Origin of the sequence: Streptococcus sp. Marseille-Q5619, from assembly GCF_946901205.1 — a bacterium.
Taxonomy (GTDB): Bacteria; Bacillota; Bacilli; order Lactobacillales; family Streptococcaceae; genus Streptococcus.
On sequence record NZ_CAMPPO010000004.1, the window covers coordinates 105,488 to 118,748 of the forward strand.

Annotated in this window: 12 protein-coding genes; 3 read left to right on the top strand and 9 right to left on the bottom strand. The window is 40.5% G+C overall.

From position 1 onward, the window contains the following. Positions 1 to 237: 237 nt before the first annotated feature. A complete protein-coding gene (locus OC530_RS05920; RefSeq protein WP_262080471.1) occupies positions 238 to 1,323 on the bottom strand; it encodes a bifunctional glycosyltransferase family 2/GtrA family protein in 1,086 nt (361 codons plus the stop codon). Between the two features lie 191 nt (positions 1,324 to 1,514). On the opposite strand from OC530_RS05920, the gene mntE reads away from it, so the two are divergent. Continuing rightward, positions 1,515 to 2,699: a CDF family manganese efflux transporter MntE gene (gene mntE, locus OC530_RS05925; RefSeq protein WP_262080473.1), complete on the top strand. Its 1,185-nt coding sequence runs from the start codon at positions 1,515 to 1,517 to the stop codon at positions 2,697 to 2,699. A gap of 36 nt (positions 2,700 to 2,735) precedes the next feature. Here the strand turns inward: mntE and OC530_RS05930 are convergent, their stop codons facing one another. The 8 genes from OC530_RS05930 to cdaA all read right to left on the bottom strand — a co-directional run bounded on the left by OC530_RS05930 (position 2,736) and on the right by cdaA (position 11,029). Further along, positions 2,736 to 4,607 (bottom strand): ABC-F family ATP-binding cassette domain-containing protein, encoded by a 1,872-nt coding sequence (locus OC530_RS05930; RefSeq protein ID WP_262080475.1) that lies wholly within the window; start codon positions 4,605 to 4,607, stop codon positions 2,736 to 2,738. Beyond that, the gene (locus tag OC530_RS05935) at positions 4,604 to 5,803 is read right to left on the bottom strand and encodes a CCA tRNA nucleotidyltransferase (RefSeq protein WP_316043870.1); all 1,200 of its coding nucleotides are present in this window, start codon (positions 5,801 to 5,803) and stop codon (positions 4,604 to 4,606) included. The genes OC530_RS05930 and OC530_RS05935 overlap by 4 nt, the downstream gene beginning before the upstream one ends. Next, the gene (dapB, locus tag OC530_RS05940; RefSeq protein ID WP_262080477.1) at positions 5,800 to 6,567 is read right to left on the bottom strand and encodes a 4-hydroxy-tetrahydrodipicolinate reductase; all 768 of its coding nucleotides are present in this window, start codon (positions 6,565 to 6,567) and stop codon (positions 5,800 to 5,802) included. The genes OC530_RS05935 and dapB overlap by 4 nt, the downstream gene beginning before the upstream one ends. 163 nt (positions 6,568 to 6,730) lie before the next feature. Then, positions 6,731 to 7,579, bottom strand: a complete 849-nt coding sequence (locus OC530_RS05945; protein ID WP_262080479.1) for a DegV family protein — start codon at positions 7,577 to 7,579, stop codon at positions 6,731 to 6,733. 1 nt (position 7,580) lies between these two features. Further along, on the bottom strand, positions 7,581 to 7,955 hold the full coding sequence (locus tag OC530_RS05950; RefSeq protein ID WP_001050088.1) for a DUF1149 family protein: 375 nt from the start codon (positions 7,953 to 7,955) through the stop codon (positions 7,581 to 7,583). Positions 7,956 to 8,028: 73 nt separating this feature from the next. After that, complete coding sequence (glmM, locus tag OC530_RS05955; protein ID WP_262080482.1) at positions 8,029 to 9,381, bottom strand: phosphoglucosamine mutase; 1,353 nt, start codon at positions 9,379 to 9,381, stop codon at positions 8,029 to 8,031. A gap of 24 nt (positions 9,382 to 9,405) precedes the next feature. Then, a complete protein-coding gene (locus tag OC530_RS05960; protein WP_173213494.1) occupies positions 9,406 to 10,185 on the bottom strand; it encodes a CdaR family protein in 780 nt (259 codons plus the stop codon). Next, the gene (gene cdaA, locus OC530_RS05965; protein WP_050089436.1) at positions 10,172 to 11,029 is read right to left on the bottom strand and encodes a diadenylate cyclase CdaA; all 858 of its coding nucleotides are present in this window, start codon (positions 11,027 to 11,029) and stop codon (positions 10,172 to 10,174) included. The genes OC530_RS05960 and cdaA overlap by 14 nt, the downstream gene beginning before the upstream one ends. A 135-nt stretch (positions 11,030 to 11,164) precedes the next feature. Between cdaA and OC530_RS05970 the strand changes: the two genes are divergently transcribed. Both OC530_RS05970 and OC530_RS05975 read left to right on the top strand, forming a co-directional pair. Then, on the top strand, positions 11,165 to 12,133 hold the full coding sequence (locus OC530_RS05970) for an NAD(P)/FAD-dependent oxidoreductase (RefSeq protein ID WP_173213492.1): 969 nt from the start codon (positions 11,165 to 11,167) through the stop codon (positions 12,131 to 12,133). Between the two features lie 549 nt (positions 12,134 to 12,682). Next, on the top strand, positions 12,683 to 13,258 hold the full coding sequence (locus OC530_RS05975) for a hypothetical protein (protein ID WP_000593540.1): 576 nt from the start codon (positions 12,683 to 12,685) through the stop codon (positions 13,256 to 13,258). Positions 13,259 to 13,261 lie beyond the last annotated feature (3 nt).

Below are 13,261 nucleotides of genomic sequence, written 5' to 3' on the forward strand. Positions count from 1 at the left end.
TGAATATATTTTTTATCAGTTATCAAATAAAGAGAATATTTATTCAGAAATATTCCTATACAAAAAGAACAATCGAGGTCAGCTTCAATATATTCAAAAGACCTGAAAGAAAGATGATTGTCCCAATACCTGAAAAAACCACAACTGGAATAAAAGAAACTTCTATCTTCGTCTTTAATCTAAAAAAACTGAAATATCCAAAAATTGATAAAAATAATAAGAGCATTCTAAAAACAATTAGCATGGTAACTCCTTCTCTCTAAACACCCACCTTCTTTGAACTTGATAACTGGCGAGAAATAAGATTGTATCGACTACTATTTTAATAGCTGTTTCAGAACCAGAAAACATATTCCAAACAACTGTCACCATTGCTGCAGACAACAACATTTGGAAAGCAGCCAAGCTATAGTATTTCACAATCGTTTTATGAATCCTTTTTTCACCATCAAAGACAAAATTCTTATTTATTGTAAAATTAAAATAAGATGAAATTATTCTTGACAAAATGGTTGATAGTAGAATCAACAATGCTCCTCTATGAATTCCTACAGATAGGGAAAGCCAAAGGAACAACTGAAACAATCCAATATCAACTAAAAAGGAAGAAAGAGAAGATAACAAATATTTAAAGAATGATGCAAAGATTACTTTGTAAATTCTCAATGAATCTTTAATAGGATTGAAATGAGTTTCAGCATTCCCATCAAAGTAAATAGTTTCAATCCTTATTTCTTTGATGGGAATTGAATTATCAAATGTATGGATTAACATTTTAGTCTCATACTCAAATCGTTCACCTGAAATCTCCAACATTTCATGTAAAATTGCCTTTGGAAAGCCTCGAAGTCCAGTCTGAGTATCTGTAATTTTTCGACCATAAAGCAATTTAAATACTAATTTTGTAAGCTTATTCCCAAATTTACTTTTTGGTGGAACATTTTCAGAATCAAAATCACGACAACCTAAAATGAGTGAGTCAGGATAATTAGAAATTGTCTCTACCATAGATAAGACATCTTCAACCCTATGTTGTCCATCCGAATCAGCAGTGACAATCCCGTTATATTCTTCTACATTTGGCATTGTCAGAAAATAGTTAAAAGCATTTTTTAAGGCACGACCCTTTCCTAAATTTTTTGCATGGGTTAATATCTGACATCCTTGTTTATCTCTTAGTTGTTCAAAAATATAACCACATTCTGACCTACTTCCATCATCTACAATTAGAATATCTTCTAACCCAGATTGCCTTAATTTTTCTATGTATTGAATCAAATCAAGTGGAGGATTTAGGGCAGGAATAACAATCAATGTTTTCATATAATCTCCTTTGGTATTTGCTAATATTTTTGTATAAAAAAGCATAAACTTCCAGATATCATTTTACCATGTTTCCTAAAAAAAAAAAGCATTTTCTGCTTTGTATTTTCTTAGTTTTATCCATCCTATTTGAATTTTCCCTTGAAAACCAGTATAATGGTAGAATGCTATATGACTAGAAAGGAAGTTGAATGAAGCAATCTATCTCAAATCTCAAGTTAGCTGAGCGTGGGGCCATTATCAGTATTTCAACCTATTTGATCTTATCTGCAGCCAAATTAGCAACTGGTCACCTCCTTCATTCATCCAGTTTGGTGGCTGATGGTTTTAACAACGTATCGGATATCATTGGAAATGTGGCCCTCTTGATTGGCATTCGGATGGCGCGCCAGCCTGCAGACCGGGACCACCGTTTTGGTCATTGGAAGATTGAGGATTTGGCTAGCTTAATCACTTCCATCATCATGTTTTATGTCGGTTTCGATGTACTTCAGGATACCATTCAAAAAATTCTCAGTCATGAAGAAACGGTCATTGACCCTCTTGGTGCAACTCTAGGAATCATTTCTGCAGCGATTATGTTTATGGTTTATCTCTACAACACTCGCCTCAGTAAGAAATCCAATTCCAAGGCACTGAAGGCCGCAGCAAAGGACAATCTTTCTGATGCTGTTACCTCACTTGGTACTACTATTGCCATCCTAGCTAGCAGTTTCAATTATCCCATTGTGGATAAACTGGTTGCTATCATCATCACTTTCTTTATCTTGAAAACAGCCTATGATATCTTTATCGAGTCTTCCTTTAGCCTTTCAGATGGCTTTGACGACCGTCTGCTTGAGGATTATCAAAAGGCCATTATGAAAATTCCCAAAATCAGCAAGGTTAAGTCTCAAAGAGGTCGCACCTACGGTAGCAACATTTACCTTGATATTACGCTTGAGATGAATCCTGACTTGTCTGTTTTTGAGAGTCACGAGATTGCGGATCAGGTCGAATCTATGCTGGAGGAACGTTTTGGAGTCTTTGATACCGATGTCCATATCGAGCCTGCACCTATCCCTGAAGATGAAATTTTAGACAATGTCTACAAAAAATTGCTCATGCGCGAACAATTGATTGACCAAGGAAATCAACTGGAAGAACTCTTAGCTGACGATTTTGTCTATATTCGCCAAGATGGAGAGCAGATGGATAAAGAGGCTTATAAAACCGAAAAAGAGTTGAATTCTGCTATCAAGGACATTCAAATCACTTCCATCAGTCAAAAGACCAAACTCATCTGCTATGAGTTAGATGGCATTGTCCATACCAGTATCTGGCGCCGCCACGAAACCTGGCAAAATATCTTTCATCAAGAAACCAAAAAAGAATAGAGAAATCCTGTCATGAGACGGGATTTTTCTATTCTTTTAACTATTAAAGTCACTTAGATACTCATAGCGTTCGTATTTTTCAAGGAGTGCTTCGTTTTTCTCATCCAGTTCTTTTTGGAGTGTCGCTAGCTTACCAAAGTCAGAGCCGTTGGCCTGCATCTCCTCTTCAATAGCAGCGATACGATTTTCCAAGGCTTCAATATCACCTTCAATGCTTGCCCACTCCTGCTTTTCTTGGTAGGTCATGCGTTTCTTGTCTTCACGGACCTTGATCACTTTCTCCTTTTCGGCCTTTTGCACTTGATTGGCCATCTCTGTTTCAAAGGCTTTTTCATCAAGATAGTCGGTATAATGACCAAAGAAAGGACGAATCTTGCCATCCTCAAAAGCCAGAATCTTAGTCGCTACCTTATCCAAGAAATAGCGGTCGTGACTAACAGTCAAGACAGGTCCCGCAAAGCCTTGCAAGAAATTCTCCAAGACTGTCAAAGTTGCAATATCCAAGTCATTGGTTGGCTCGTCCAAAAGGAGAACATTTGGTTTTTCCAAGAGCAGTTTGAGGAGATAAAGGCGTTTTTTCTCTCCCCCAGACAATTTCTCAATCAAGGTTCCATGAGTCGAACGTGGGAAAAGGAACTGCTCCAACAACTCAGCAATGGAAGTCGTAGAACCACCGCTGATCTTGACTTCTTCTGCCACTTCCTGCAGGTAATTGATCACTCGCTTGCTTTCATCCAATCCCTCAATTTGCTGAGAGAAATAGGCGATGCGAACTGTTTCCCCAATCACAACTTGTCCTGCTGTCGGCTCAAGACTTCCTGCAATCAGATTAAGCAGGGTTGATTTTCCAACACCGTTGTCCCCAACGATTCCGATGCGGTCTTTTGCCTGCACCAAGAGATTAAAATCTTGCAAAATAGGCTTGTTTTCATAGGCAAAGGAAACATCCTGAAACTCGATGACCTTTTTCCCAATCCGACTGGTTTCAAAGTTCATGGTCAAGTCTATTTCAGCAACGCCACCTGAGACTTCCTTTTTCAAGTCATGGAAACGATTGATACGAGCCTGCTGCTTGGTTGCACGCGCCTGTGGTTGTCTGCGCATCCAGGCCAATTCTTGCTTATAAAGTTGTTCCTTTTTGTGAAGAAGAGCCGCATCGCGCTCATCTTGTTCAGCCTTAAGGCGAACATAGTCCTGGTAATTTCCCTGGTACTCGGTTAATCCTGCTCGGTCCAACTCGAAAATCCGTGTTGACAAAGCGTCTAAGAAATAACGATCGTGAGTGATAAAGAGAACTGTCTTCTTAGAATTTTTTAAAAAGAGGGTCAGCCACTCAATAGTCGCAATGTCCAGATGGTTGGTCGGCTCATCCAAAAGCAAAAGGTCGTGATTGCCGAGTAAGACTTGCGCCAACTGGACCCGTCTTCTCAGACCACCTGACAATTCCCCAACAGGAGTAGATAAGTCCTGAATCCCCAGCTTGCTAAGAACCGTCTTGACCTGACTCTCAATTTCCCAAGCTTGGAGAGAGTCCATTTCTGCCATGACACGTTCCAAACGCGCCTGCTTGTCCTCACTGTAGTTGAGCATAATCAACTCATACTCACGAATGAGCTGGATTTCCTTGAGGTCGCTGGAAAGAACCGTATCCAAGACCGTCTTGTTATCATCAAAATCAGGATCTTGAGTCAAGTAACCAATCTGGTAGTCATTCTTAGCCGAAAAGGGACTGACATCCCCATCAAAGCCAGAAACGCCAGAAAGAACATCCAAAAGGGTAGTCTTGCCAGTCCCATTGACACCAATCAGACCAATTCTGTCTAGGTCATGGATGATAAAGGAAATATCCTTAAAAACGGTCTTATCACCGACGGATTTACTTAGTTTTTCAACGATAAAATCACTCATTTTTTCTCCCTCAGGTAAGCATGGATGGCTTGACGGTCATTTTCCAATTCTCCATCGACAATGGCATACTCAATCTCTGTTAAAATCTCTCCCAAGTCTGGCCCCGGCTGATAGCCATATTCCTTAATCAAAATACCACCGTTGATTTGGATTTCTTTCTTATCATGAATGGTCAAACTCTGGTAGGTTTCTGTGATAGCTTGCGGATTGACTGGTTTCCCTTGAGCCTGACGAAGATTTTCAGCCTGTAAAAGTAAATCCAAGTCAAAGCGATAACAATCGCGCTTGCTCAATTCTCCCTTTTCACGCAAGGCCAAAATAGTCAGCAAATCCTGAACTTGCTTGGCAAACTGGCGTGAGGTCTTCCAAGCCTTCAAAAATGGCTGCGCATTTTCAATCACCAAAGCCCACAGTAGGGCTGCCCAGGCTTGTTCAGAGGATTCAAAAGTAAAATCAGTCTCCAAATCAAACAATCTGTTGAGCTTTTCCTCGCTAGATTCCATATCAGGGAGATAATCATAAGCTTGACTCTCAATCATGGAAGCCAAGCCCCTTCTCCAAAATGGAGCCAGCAAGAGTTTATCAAACTCAACAAAAGTACGCTCTACAGAAATTTTCTCCAAAAGTGGCGTCAAGGTCTTCATAGCTTCAAATGTTTCTCGCTCAAGTTCAAAGCCAAGACTGGCCTGAAAACGAAAACCACGCATAATCCGCAAAGCATCTTCGTTGAAACGCTCACTAGCCACTCCAACTGCTCGTAAGACTTGCTTTTCCAAATCGTCTAAGCCATGGAATAAGTCAATGATTTCTCCTGTCTCGTCCAAGGCAAAGGCGTTGACTGTAAAATCACGACGCTTGAGGTCTTCTTCTAGCGAGCGAACAAAGGAAACCGCACTTGGTCTTCGATAATCCACATAGACATCTTCTGTCCGAAAGGTGGTTACCTCATACTCCTCATCACCATCTAAAACCAAGACCGTTCCGTGCTCGATTCCGATATCGGCTGTTCGCGGAAAAATCTGCTTGGTTTCTTCTGGATAAGACGACGTCGCAATATCCACATCATGGATAGGGCGATTGAGAAGGGCATCTCGAACAGAGCCCCCAACAAAATAGGCTTCAAAGCCTGCTTCTTTAATTTTTTCTAATACTGGTAAAGCCTTCTGAAATTCAGAAGGCATTTGCGTTAATCTCATAATAAGTGTTCTAATCCATAGACAAGCTCATGACGCTTGACAACTTCTTTAATTCCCAAATTCACCCCTGTCATGAAGGAGCTACGATCATAGGAGTCATGACGGAGGGTCAATCCTTCTCCCTGATTGCCAAAGATGACTTCCTGATGTGCTACCAAGCCTGGTAAACGAACTGAGTGAATCCGCATGCCATCAAAGTCAGCACCACGGGCACCTGCAATCAATTCTTCCTCATCAGGCGCACCTTGCTGAATAGACTCTCGAACTTCTGCCATCAACTCAGCTGTTTTAATAGCTGTTCCACTCGGAGCATCCTTTTTCTTGTCATGATGGAGCTCGATAATCTCCACATTTGGGAAATATTTGGCAGCCTGCTTTGCAAATTGCATGAGTAAAACAGCACCCAAGGCAAAATTTGGAGCAATCAAGCCACCCAAATTTTGTTCACGAGAAAATGCTTTTAGCTCTGCAATTTCTTCACTTGTGAAACCTGTCGTCCCAACTACTGGAGCAAATCCATTTTCAAGAGCAAAGCGTGTATTTTCATAGGCAACGGCTGGTGTAGTAAAGTCTACCCAGACATCTGCTTCAAAGCCTGCTAAATCAGCCTTATCCTTGAAAACAGGAATACCCTGCCATTCTGACTCAGACTCAAAAGGATCCAAAACTGCTACCAAGTCCAAGTCTAGATCAGCCAAGACCATCTGACAAGCAGCTTGGCCCATCTTGCCTTTAAAACCTGCAATAATTACTCGAATACTCATCTCTACTCCTGTCTAAGATACAAAGGACCTTAGCTACCCATGAAAAATAGGGAATGGCGCTGACTTTCCACGAAAGGCAAGACAGGCATCTTTTTTCAAGAGGCAGGTAGTCCGTGTTCAATTGCTAAGATACAAGCCATCTTAACTAGTCTAAAAGTGCCAACTAAATCACTGGAATATAACCTAAAGCAATACTTCCTGCACCTAGGTGTGTTCCAATGACACTACCAAATGTAGCAAGTGAAATATCCGAACCCACTCCAGATTCTAGCAAGTGCTGGCGCAATTCCTCAGCCTTTTCGGGAGCATTCCCGTGAATGACAATGATCCGGTATTGGCCTGAAGCTGTTGTTTCCTTGATAATCTCAATTAAGCGCTTGGTTGCTTTCTTTTCAGTACGAACTTTTTCGTAAACCTCAATCACACCTTGGTCGTTGAAATAAAGGATCGGTTTAATGCTTAGCAGATTGCCCAAAATGGCAGCCCCATTTGAAAGACGTCCACCTTTCACCAAGTGGTCCAAATCATCTACCATGATAAAAGCTGACGTACGGCTGATTTGAATGGCTAGCTTATCCTGAATAATGGCAAAATCATCGCCCTGGTCGCGCCAGTTAAAGACACTTTCAACCATGATACCCAGCGGAGCGCTTGTAATCAAAGTGTCTGGGAAAGCAATGGTTAAGCCCTCATATTCATCTATCATATACTGGATATTTTGGTAAAAACCTGAAATTCCAGACGATAGGAAAAGCCCCAAGGCATGTGTATAACCTTGTTCTTTGAGCGAAGTTAAGATTTCATCTAACTTGGCAATACTTGGTTGACTAGTCTTAGGCAATTCAGAAGCCTGAGCCATTTTTTGGTAAAATTCCTCAGCAGTCAGATTGATACCTTCGACATACTCCTCACCATCAATATTGACAGGAATATCCAAGACAAATAAATCTTCTCTTTGCAAGGTCTCTGCACTGAGATAGGCAGAAGAATCTGTGATAACAGCTAGTTTCATATTAGAACTCCAAATTGATTCCTGGTAAGTCTAATGCAATTTCAGTTACTTCGTAAGTCAAACGGTTGAGCATATTCAAACTTGGGCGAGCCAAAGTTTCCACTTCTTCTTGGCTCAATTCACTTGGTTCATTGACAATACGGCCATCGATATGATTTACCTGTGAAATGGTTCCACTGATGACAAACTTATCAAATACAATCATAAAGGTCAAGATGACAATCAAGGAAGTCACTTGATTTTCTTGATCATGTTGGAGCAATTGGAAGTTCACATCCACCTTAGTTTCAGGAGCTCCATTTTCATTTTCCCATTCAAAATTACGCGCATCAAAATGATACTGACTAACAAATTCTTGTTCACGTTTAAGATTCATGTCTTTCTCCCTTGGCTACAATATTATAAGCTATTGTACCATAATTTTTTATTTTCATCTAGTTTTCTAGGATTTAGTCAATCCCGATTTCAGATCGAACTACGTCTGCGATGGTATCAACATAGTAGTCTACTTCTTCTGTTGTAGGCGCTTCTGCCATAACACGCAAAAGGGGCTCTGTTCCACTTGGACGAACAAGGATACGGCCGTTCCCCGCCATTTCTTCTTCCATCTTCTCGATGATAGACTTAATAGCTGGCACTTCCATAGCCTTTTCCTTCATGGCATTTTCCACTCGGATATTGACTAATTTTTGTGGATAGATGGTTACTTCTGCTGCCAACTCTGACAAGCTCTTACCAGTTTCCTTCATGATTTTTGTCAATTGAACAGCGGATAATTGGCCATCACCTGTTGTATTGTAATCCATCAAGATGACGTGACCAGACTGTTCACCACCAAGGTTGTAGCCTGATTTTCTCATTTCTTCAACAACGTAGCGGTCGCCAACTGCAGTGACTACCTTGTTAATACCTTCACGGTCCAAGGCCTTGTGGAAACCAAGGTTAGACATCACGGTTGTCACAATTGTATTTTGAGCCAATTGTCCTTTTTCAGAAAGGTATTTTCCGATGATGTACATGATCTTGTCACCATCAACGATGTCACCATTCTCATCAACAGCAATCAAACGGTCACTGTCTCCATCAAAGGCCAAACCAATAGCTGAGCCGCTTTCTTTGACCACTTCTTGAAGAGCTTCTGGGTGGGTTGAACCAACATTAAGGTTGATGTTAAGACCATCTGGTGTTTCCCCTATAACAGTCAACTGAGCACCAAGGTCTGCAAAGATTTGACGGGCACTTGTAGAAGCTGCACCATTAGCTGTATCCAAGGCAACCTTCATTCCTTCAAGAGGAGTTCCAGTTGAAACAAGGTATCCTTCATACTTACGCAAGCCTTCTGGATAATCTACCAAGGTTCCCAAGCCTTCTGCACTTGGACGAGGAAGAGTATCTTCTGCAGCATCTAGCAAGGCTTCAATTTCTGCTTCTTTTTCATCATCTAGTTTGAAGCCATCACCGCCAAAGAACTTAATTCCATTATCAAGGGCTGGGTTGTGGCTAGCAGAAATCATGACACCGGCGCTTGCTCCCTCTGTTTTAACCAAGTAAGCTACTGCTGGTGTCGCCAGAACACCTAGTTTGTAGACGTGAATCCCTACAGAGAGGAGACCTGCCACCAAGGCAGATGCTAACATTTCCCCAGAAATACGTGTATCACGTCCTACAAAAACTTTCGGTGCTTCCGTTTCATGTTGGCTAAGAACATAGCCTCCAAAACGTCCTAGTTTAAAGGCCAATTCTGGCGTTAATTCTACGTTAGCTTCTCCACGGACTCCATCAGTCCCAAAATATTTACCCATTTTTACAAAATCCTTTTTCTATTTTTAATTCGTTTTTGAACTAGTTGCTTTCGTTGACGACGATGTCTCCGACGAACTGCTTGCGCTTGAATTTGATGTGCTTGAACTTGGTGCTACTGGTTTTGTAGTCACCTTCATTATTGTATCAAAGGGAGTGATAACTGCCGGTAAGACAACACCATTGCGGTCGATTGCCTGCAAAGGTACTGAACCACTGTAATTACCTGTTATGCGTTCGCTGGTTGGCAAGACAGCGATAATCTTATCAATTCTATCCAATGTCTCTTGGTCACTCGTAATCGACACTTCTTCATCTGACAGCGTGACATTTTCAATCTGTACCCGACTATCAATTTGACTAGGGTCAATCTCTGGTACAACCTTTACCTTATTCTTCTGAGCCTTCTTACCAATCTTGACTGTAATTTTTTGCGGAGTCGCCACAGCGGTCAGCCCATTGGGTAAATCTTCAATGCTCAAAGGAACTTCAATCGTTCCAACACTGGCATCTGTTAGGTCAGCAGTAACCTTGAATTTACGTGTGCTTTCTTGCATTTCACTAGCTAGCGATAGGCGATTTGCACCAGTCAAGACCACTGATACTTCTGAAGCAAAACCACTAATAAAATACTCATCACTATTATAGCGTATGTCAATAGGGACATTTGTTACTGTATTCGTATAGGTTTCCGTTTTTACCTGCCTAGCACTGGTACTGTTTTGAAAATTCGTCGCCGTAGCATAGACAAATAAGACACAAGCAAAAAAGAGTGAGGATATAATATATAAACTATTTTTTCTCATGTTTCCATCCTCCCAGCAATCGTTCTTTAAAACTAAGACCTGCTTCCTCTTTTGGAAGTAAGATTTCACGTAATTCTGTTTCAAATTCATCAAGTGTTAGGTTGTGCTTAAAGCTTCCATTATAGGTTATCGAAATTCCTCCCGTTTCCTCTGATACGACAAAAGTCAAGGCATCTGAGACTTCTGATAAACCGATAGCCGCCCGGTGTCTGGTCCCAAATTCCTTGGAAATTCCTGTACTTTCTGTCAAGGGCAGATAGGCAGACGTCACAGCGATACGTTCTTCTCTGATAATCACCGCACCATCATGTAGGGGAGTGTTGGGAATAAAAATGTTAATGAGAAGTTCTGCAGAAATCTTAGCATCTAAGGGAATTCCTGTCGAAATATACTCCTGCAAGGTACGTACACGCTGAATAGCAACCAAGGCCCCGATTTTACGAGGACTCATGTATTCAACAGACTTAACAAAGGCACGAATCATCTGTTCCTCAGCACTAATAGGGGCATTGGAAAAGAAATCTGTCGCTCTTCCCAAACGTTCCAAACCAGTCCGAATCTCTGGAGAGAAGATAACAACCGCCGCAATAACCCCATAAGTGATAATTTGATTGATTAACCAAGAAATCGTAGTCAAGCCAATCATATTTGCAAGGATTTGAGCTAAAATAAACACCAAAACTCCACGTACCAAAATCATAATCTTGGTTCCTGCAATAGCTTTTGTAAAATGGTATAAAATATAAGCAACAATCAAAATATCAATCAGATTGATAGCTATCGTCCATGGACTTGCAAACAAACTGGTCCAATATTGCAGATTGGATAATTGTTGAAAATTCATCCCTGATATCCTCCCTATCAAAACACTTTCGTCCTATTATACCATTTTCTGGCATTTTTTTCCCTATCCTAGTCCATTTTACATTGAGCAAAAATATGATACAATAAACTGACTAGAAAAAACAAAGGAGAAACCATGTCTCAACTCTATGATATTACCATTGTAGGTGGTGGTCCTGTCGGTCTTTTTGCGGCCTTTTACGCCCACCTACGCCAAGCCAAGGTTCAAATCATCGACTCTCTTCCCCAGCTAGGTGGACAACCTGCTATTCTCTACCCTGAAAAGGAAATCCTAGACATCCCAGGCTTTCCAAACCTGACTGGAGAAGAATTGACTAACCGCTTGATTGAACAGCTAAACAGCTTTGATACCCCTATTCATCTCAATGAAACAGTTCTTGAAATTGAAAAACAAGAAGAAGGCTTTGCCATTACCACTTCTAAAGGAAGTCACCTATCTAAAACTGTTATCATTGCTATGGGTGGCGGTGCCTTCAAGCCACGTCCTTTGGAACTAGAAGGCGTTGAGGGCTATGAAAATATCCACTACCACGTTTCTAACATCCAGCAATACGCTGGTAAGAAAGTGACGATTCTTGGTGGAGGAGACTCGGCTGTGGATTGGGCTTTGGCTTTTGAAAAAATTGCGCCAACTACCCTTGTCCACCGCAGAGATAATTTCCGCGCCTTAGAACACAGTGTCCAAGCCTTGCAAGAATCATCTGTAACCATCAAGACACCATTCGTCCCTAGCCAACTCCTTGGAGATGGAAAAACGCTTGATAAACTTGAAATCACAAAAGTTAAATCTGATGAAACCGAAACGATTGACCTAGACCACCTTTTTATCAACTATGGTTTCAAATCTTCTGTCGGTAACCTCAAAAGCTGGGGGCTCGACCTCAACCGCCACAAGATTATCGTCAACAGCAAACAGGAATCCAGCCAAGCAGGTATCTATGCTATCGGTGACTGCTGCTACTATGACGGAAAAATTGACTTGATTGCGACAGGTCTCGGAGAAGCTCCAACTGCTGTCAATAATGCTATCAACTACATCGACCCTGAGCAAAAAGTACAACCAAAACACTCTACTAGTTTATAAAAAAGAACCACGAGTCACATAGGATTCGTGGTTTTAAAATGAACTACACCTCAAAAGTTAGACAGAAATACATCTAACTTCTGATATGCAGCCCACCTTCTCTTTGCTCTTGTTTGAATAAGAAATTTTTTGAAGAATCATTAGATTATACAAAGTATTCATATCAGCCTTTTAAAGCTATATAAAAACTCTCCAACTATTCTATTATACCATATAAAAAAATAAATAAATAGACTTGTTTTTTTCTTTTTTTGACGTATACTAATAATAGAAAGCGCTTTAAATAAAATAAAAGGAGGTTTTATGAGGAAAGTAAATAAGGACATTTTATTCTTAACTGGAATCATAGTTTTATGTTTTGGTTTTTTATTATTTCACATCAACCCCTATTATGCCGAACCCTATGCGACACTGAAAGAAAGAATAAATTTATTCTTTTGGCAACTATATTGGAGACCTGTAGGAACTCTCAGTATTATTTCGGGTTGCATTATAACTTTCAAAGGATTGAAAAAATAATCTTTTACTCATGAAGAAAGGAAATTTGTTATGATTAAACTGAAACTATTGTTTTTCTCTCTACTATCAAGTCTATTATTCTTAGTCACAACATCTACGGTTTTTGCTGATGTCTATCCTGGTACAAATTATGAAATTGTATCTAATCGTATTGTAAAAGATATCAACACAGGAGAGTTATTGTCATTTTATACGACTGAACTTAGAGACGCCTATTTAGAGTCTAAATCTACGTATCAGACTCGTTCTAATGCAACTGGTGTTGCAGACTATAGAACTAAATACTCTCACTCTTACAAGAAAAGCACCACATCAGGTCCTGTAAGTTCAACTGCCTATGGTGGAAAAGCTGGAGCTACTCTGACTGTAGGTGCAGGTGTTAGCTTTTCTGCTCCGGAGTCTGGAGCTGGACTTAGTTTAAATCACTCAGTCTCCCATAACGTACCACCCTACACTTATGGTTATATTAGACTAAAAGCATCTTACACAGTAAACGTTCGTAAACTAGAAGTTAGATACTTAGGCACCAACAAATGGGTTCCAGCTGGTGAAACCTCTACTATATCGAATGTTAGCGTTTGGAGCGAACTGGTCACTTGGAAATAACTC

What these genes read in the sequence shown, in the direction of transcription:
- OC530_RS05935 (WP_316043870.1), bottom strand. Translation starts at nt 5,803, where the DNA reads ATGAGATTAACGCAAATGCCTTCTGAATTTCAGAAGGCTTTACCAGTA.
- cdaA (WP_050089436.1), bottom strand. Translation starts at nt 11,029, where the DNA reads ATGAATTTTCAACAATTATCCAATCTGCAATATTGGACCAGTTTGTTT.
- OC530_RS05920 (WP_262080471.1), bottom strand. Translation starts at nt 1,323, where the DNA reads ATGAAAACATTGATTGTTATTCCTGCCCTAAATCCTCCACTTGATTTG.
- OC530_RS05975 (WP_000593540.1), top strand. Translation starts at nt 12,683, where the DNA reads ATGATTAAACTGAAACTATTGTTTTTCTCTCTACTATCAAGTCTATTA.
- OC530_RS05930 (WP_262080475.1), bottom strand. Translation starts at nt 4,607, where the DNA reads ATGAGTGATTTTATCGTTGAAAAACTAAGTAAATCCGTCGGTGATAAG.
- glmM (WP_262080482.1), bottom strand. Translation starts at nt 9,381, where the DNA reads ATGGGTAAATATTTTGGGACTGATGGAGTCCGTGGAGAAGCTAACGTA.
- OC530_RS05950 (WP_001050088.1), bottom strand. Translation starts at nt 7,955, where the DNA reads ATGAATCTTAAACGTGAACAAGAATTTGTTAGTCAGTATCATTTTGAT.
- OC530_RS05960 (WP_173213494.1), bottom strand. Translation starts at nt 10,185, where the DNA reads ATGAGAAAAAATAGTTTATATATTATATCCTCACTCTTTTTTGCTTGT.
- OC530_RS05970 (WP_173213492.1), top strand. Translation starts at nt 11,165, where the DNA reads ATGTCTCAACTCTATGATATTACCATTGTAGGTGGTGGTCCTGTCGGT.
- mntE (WP_262080473.1), top strand. Translation starts at nt 1,515, where the DNA reads ATGAAGCAATCTATCTCAAATCTCAAGTTAGCTGAGCGTGGGGCCATT.
- OC530_RS05945 (WP_262080479.1), bottom strand. Translation starts at nt 7,579, where the DNA reads ATGAAACTAGCTGTTATCACAGATTCTTCTGCCTATCTCAGTGCAGAG.
- dapB (WP_262080477.1), bottom strand. Translation starts at nt 6,567, where the DNA reads ATGAGTATTCGAGTAATTATTGCAGGTTTTAAAGGCAAGATGGGCCAA.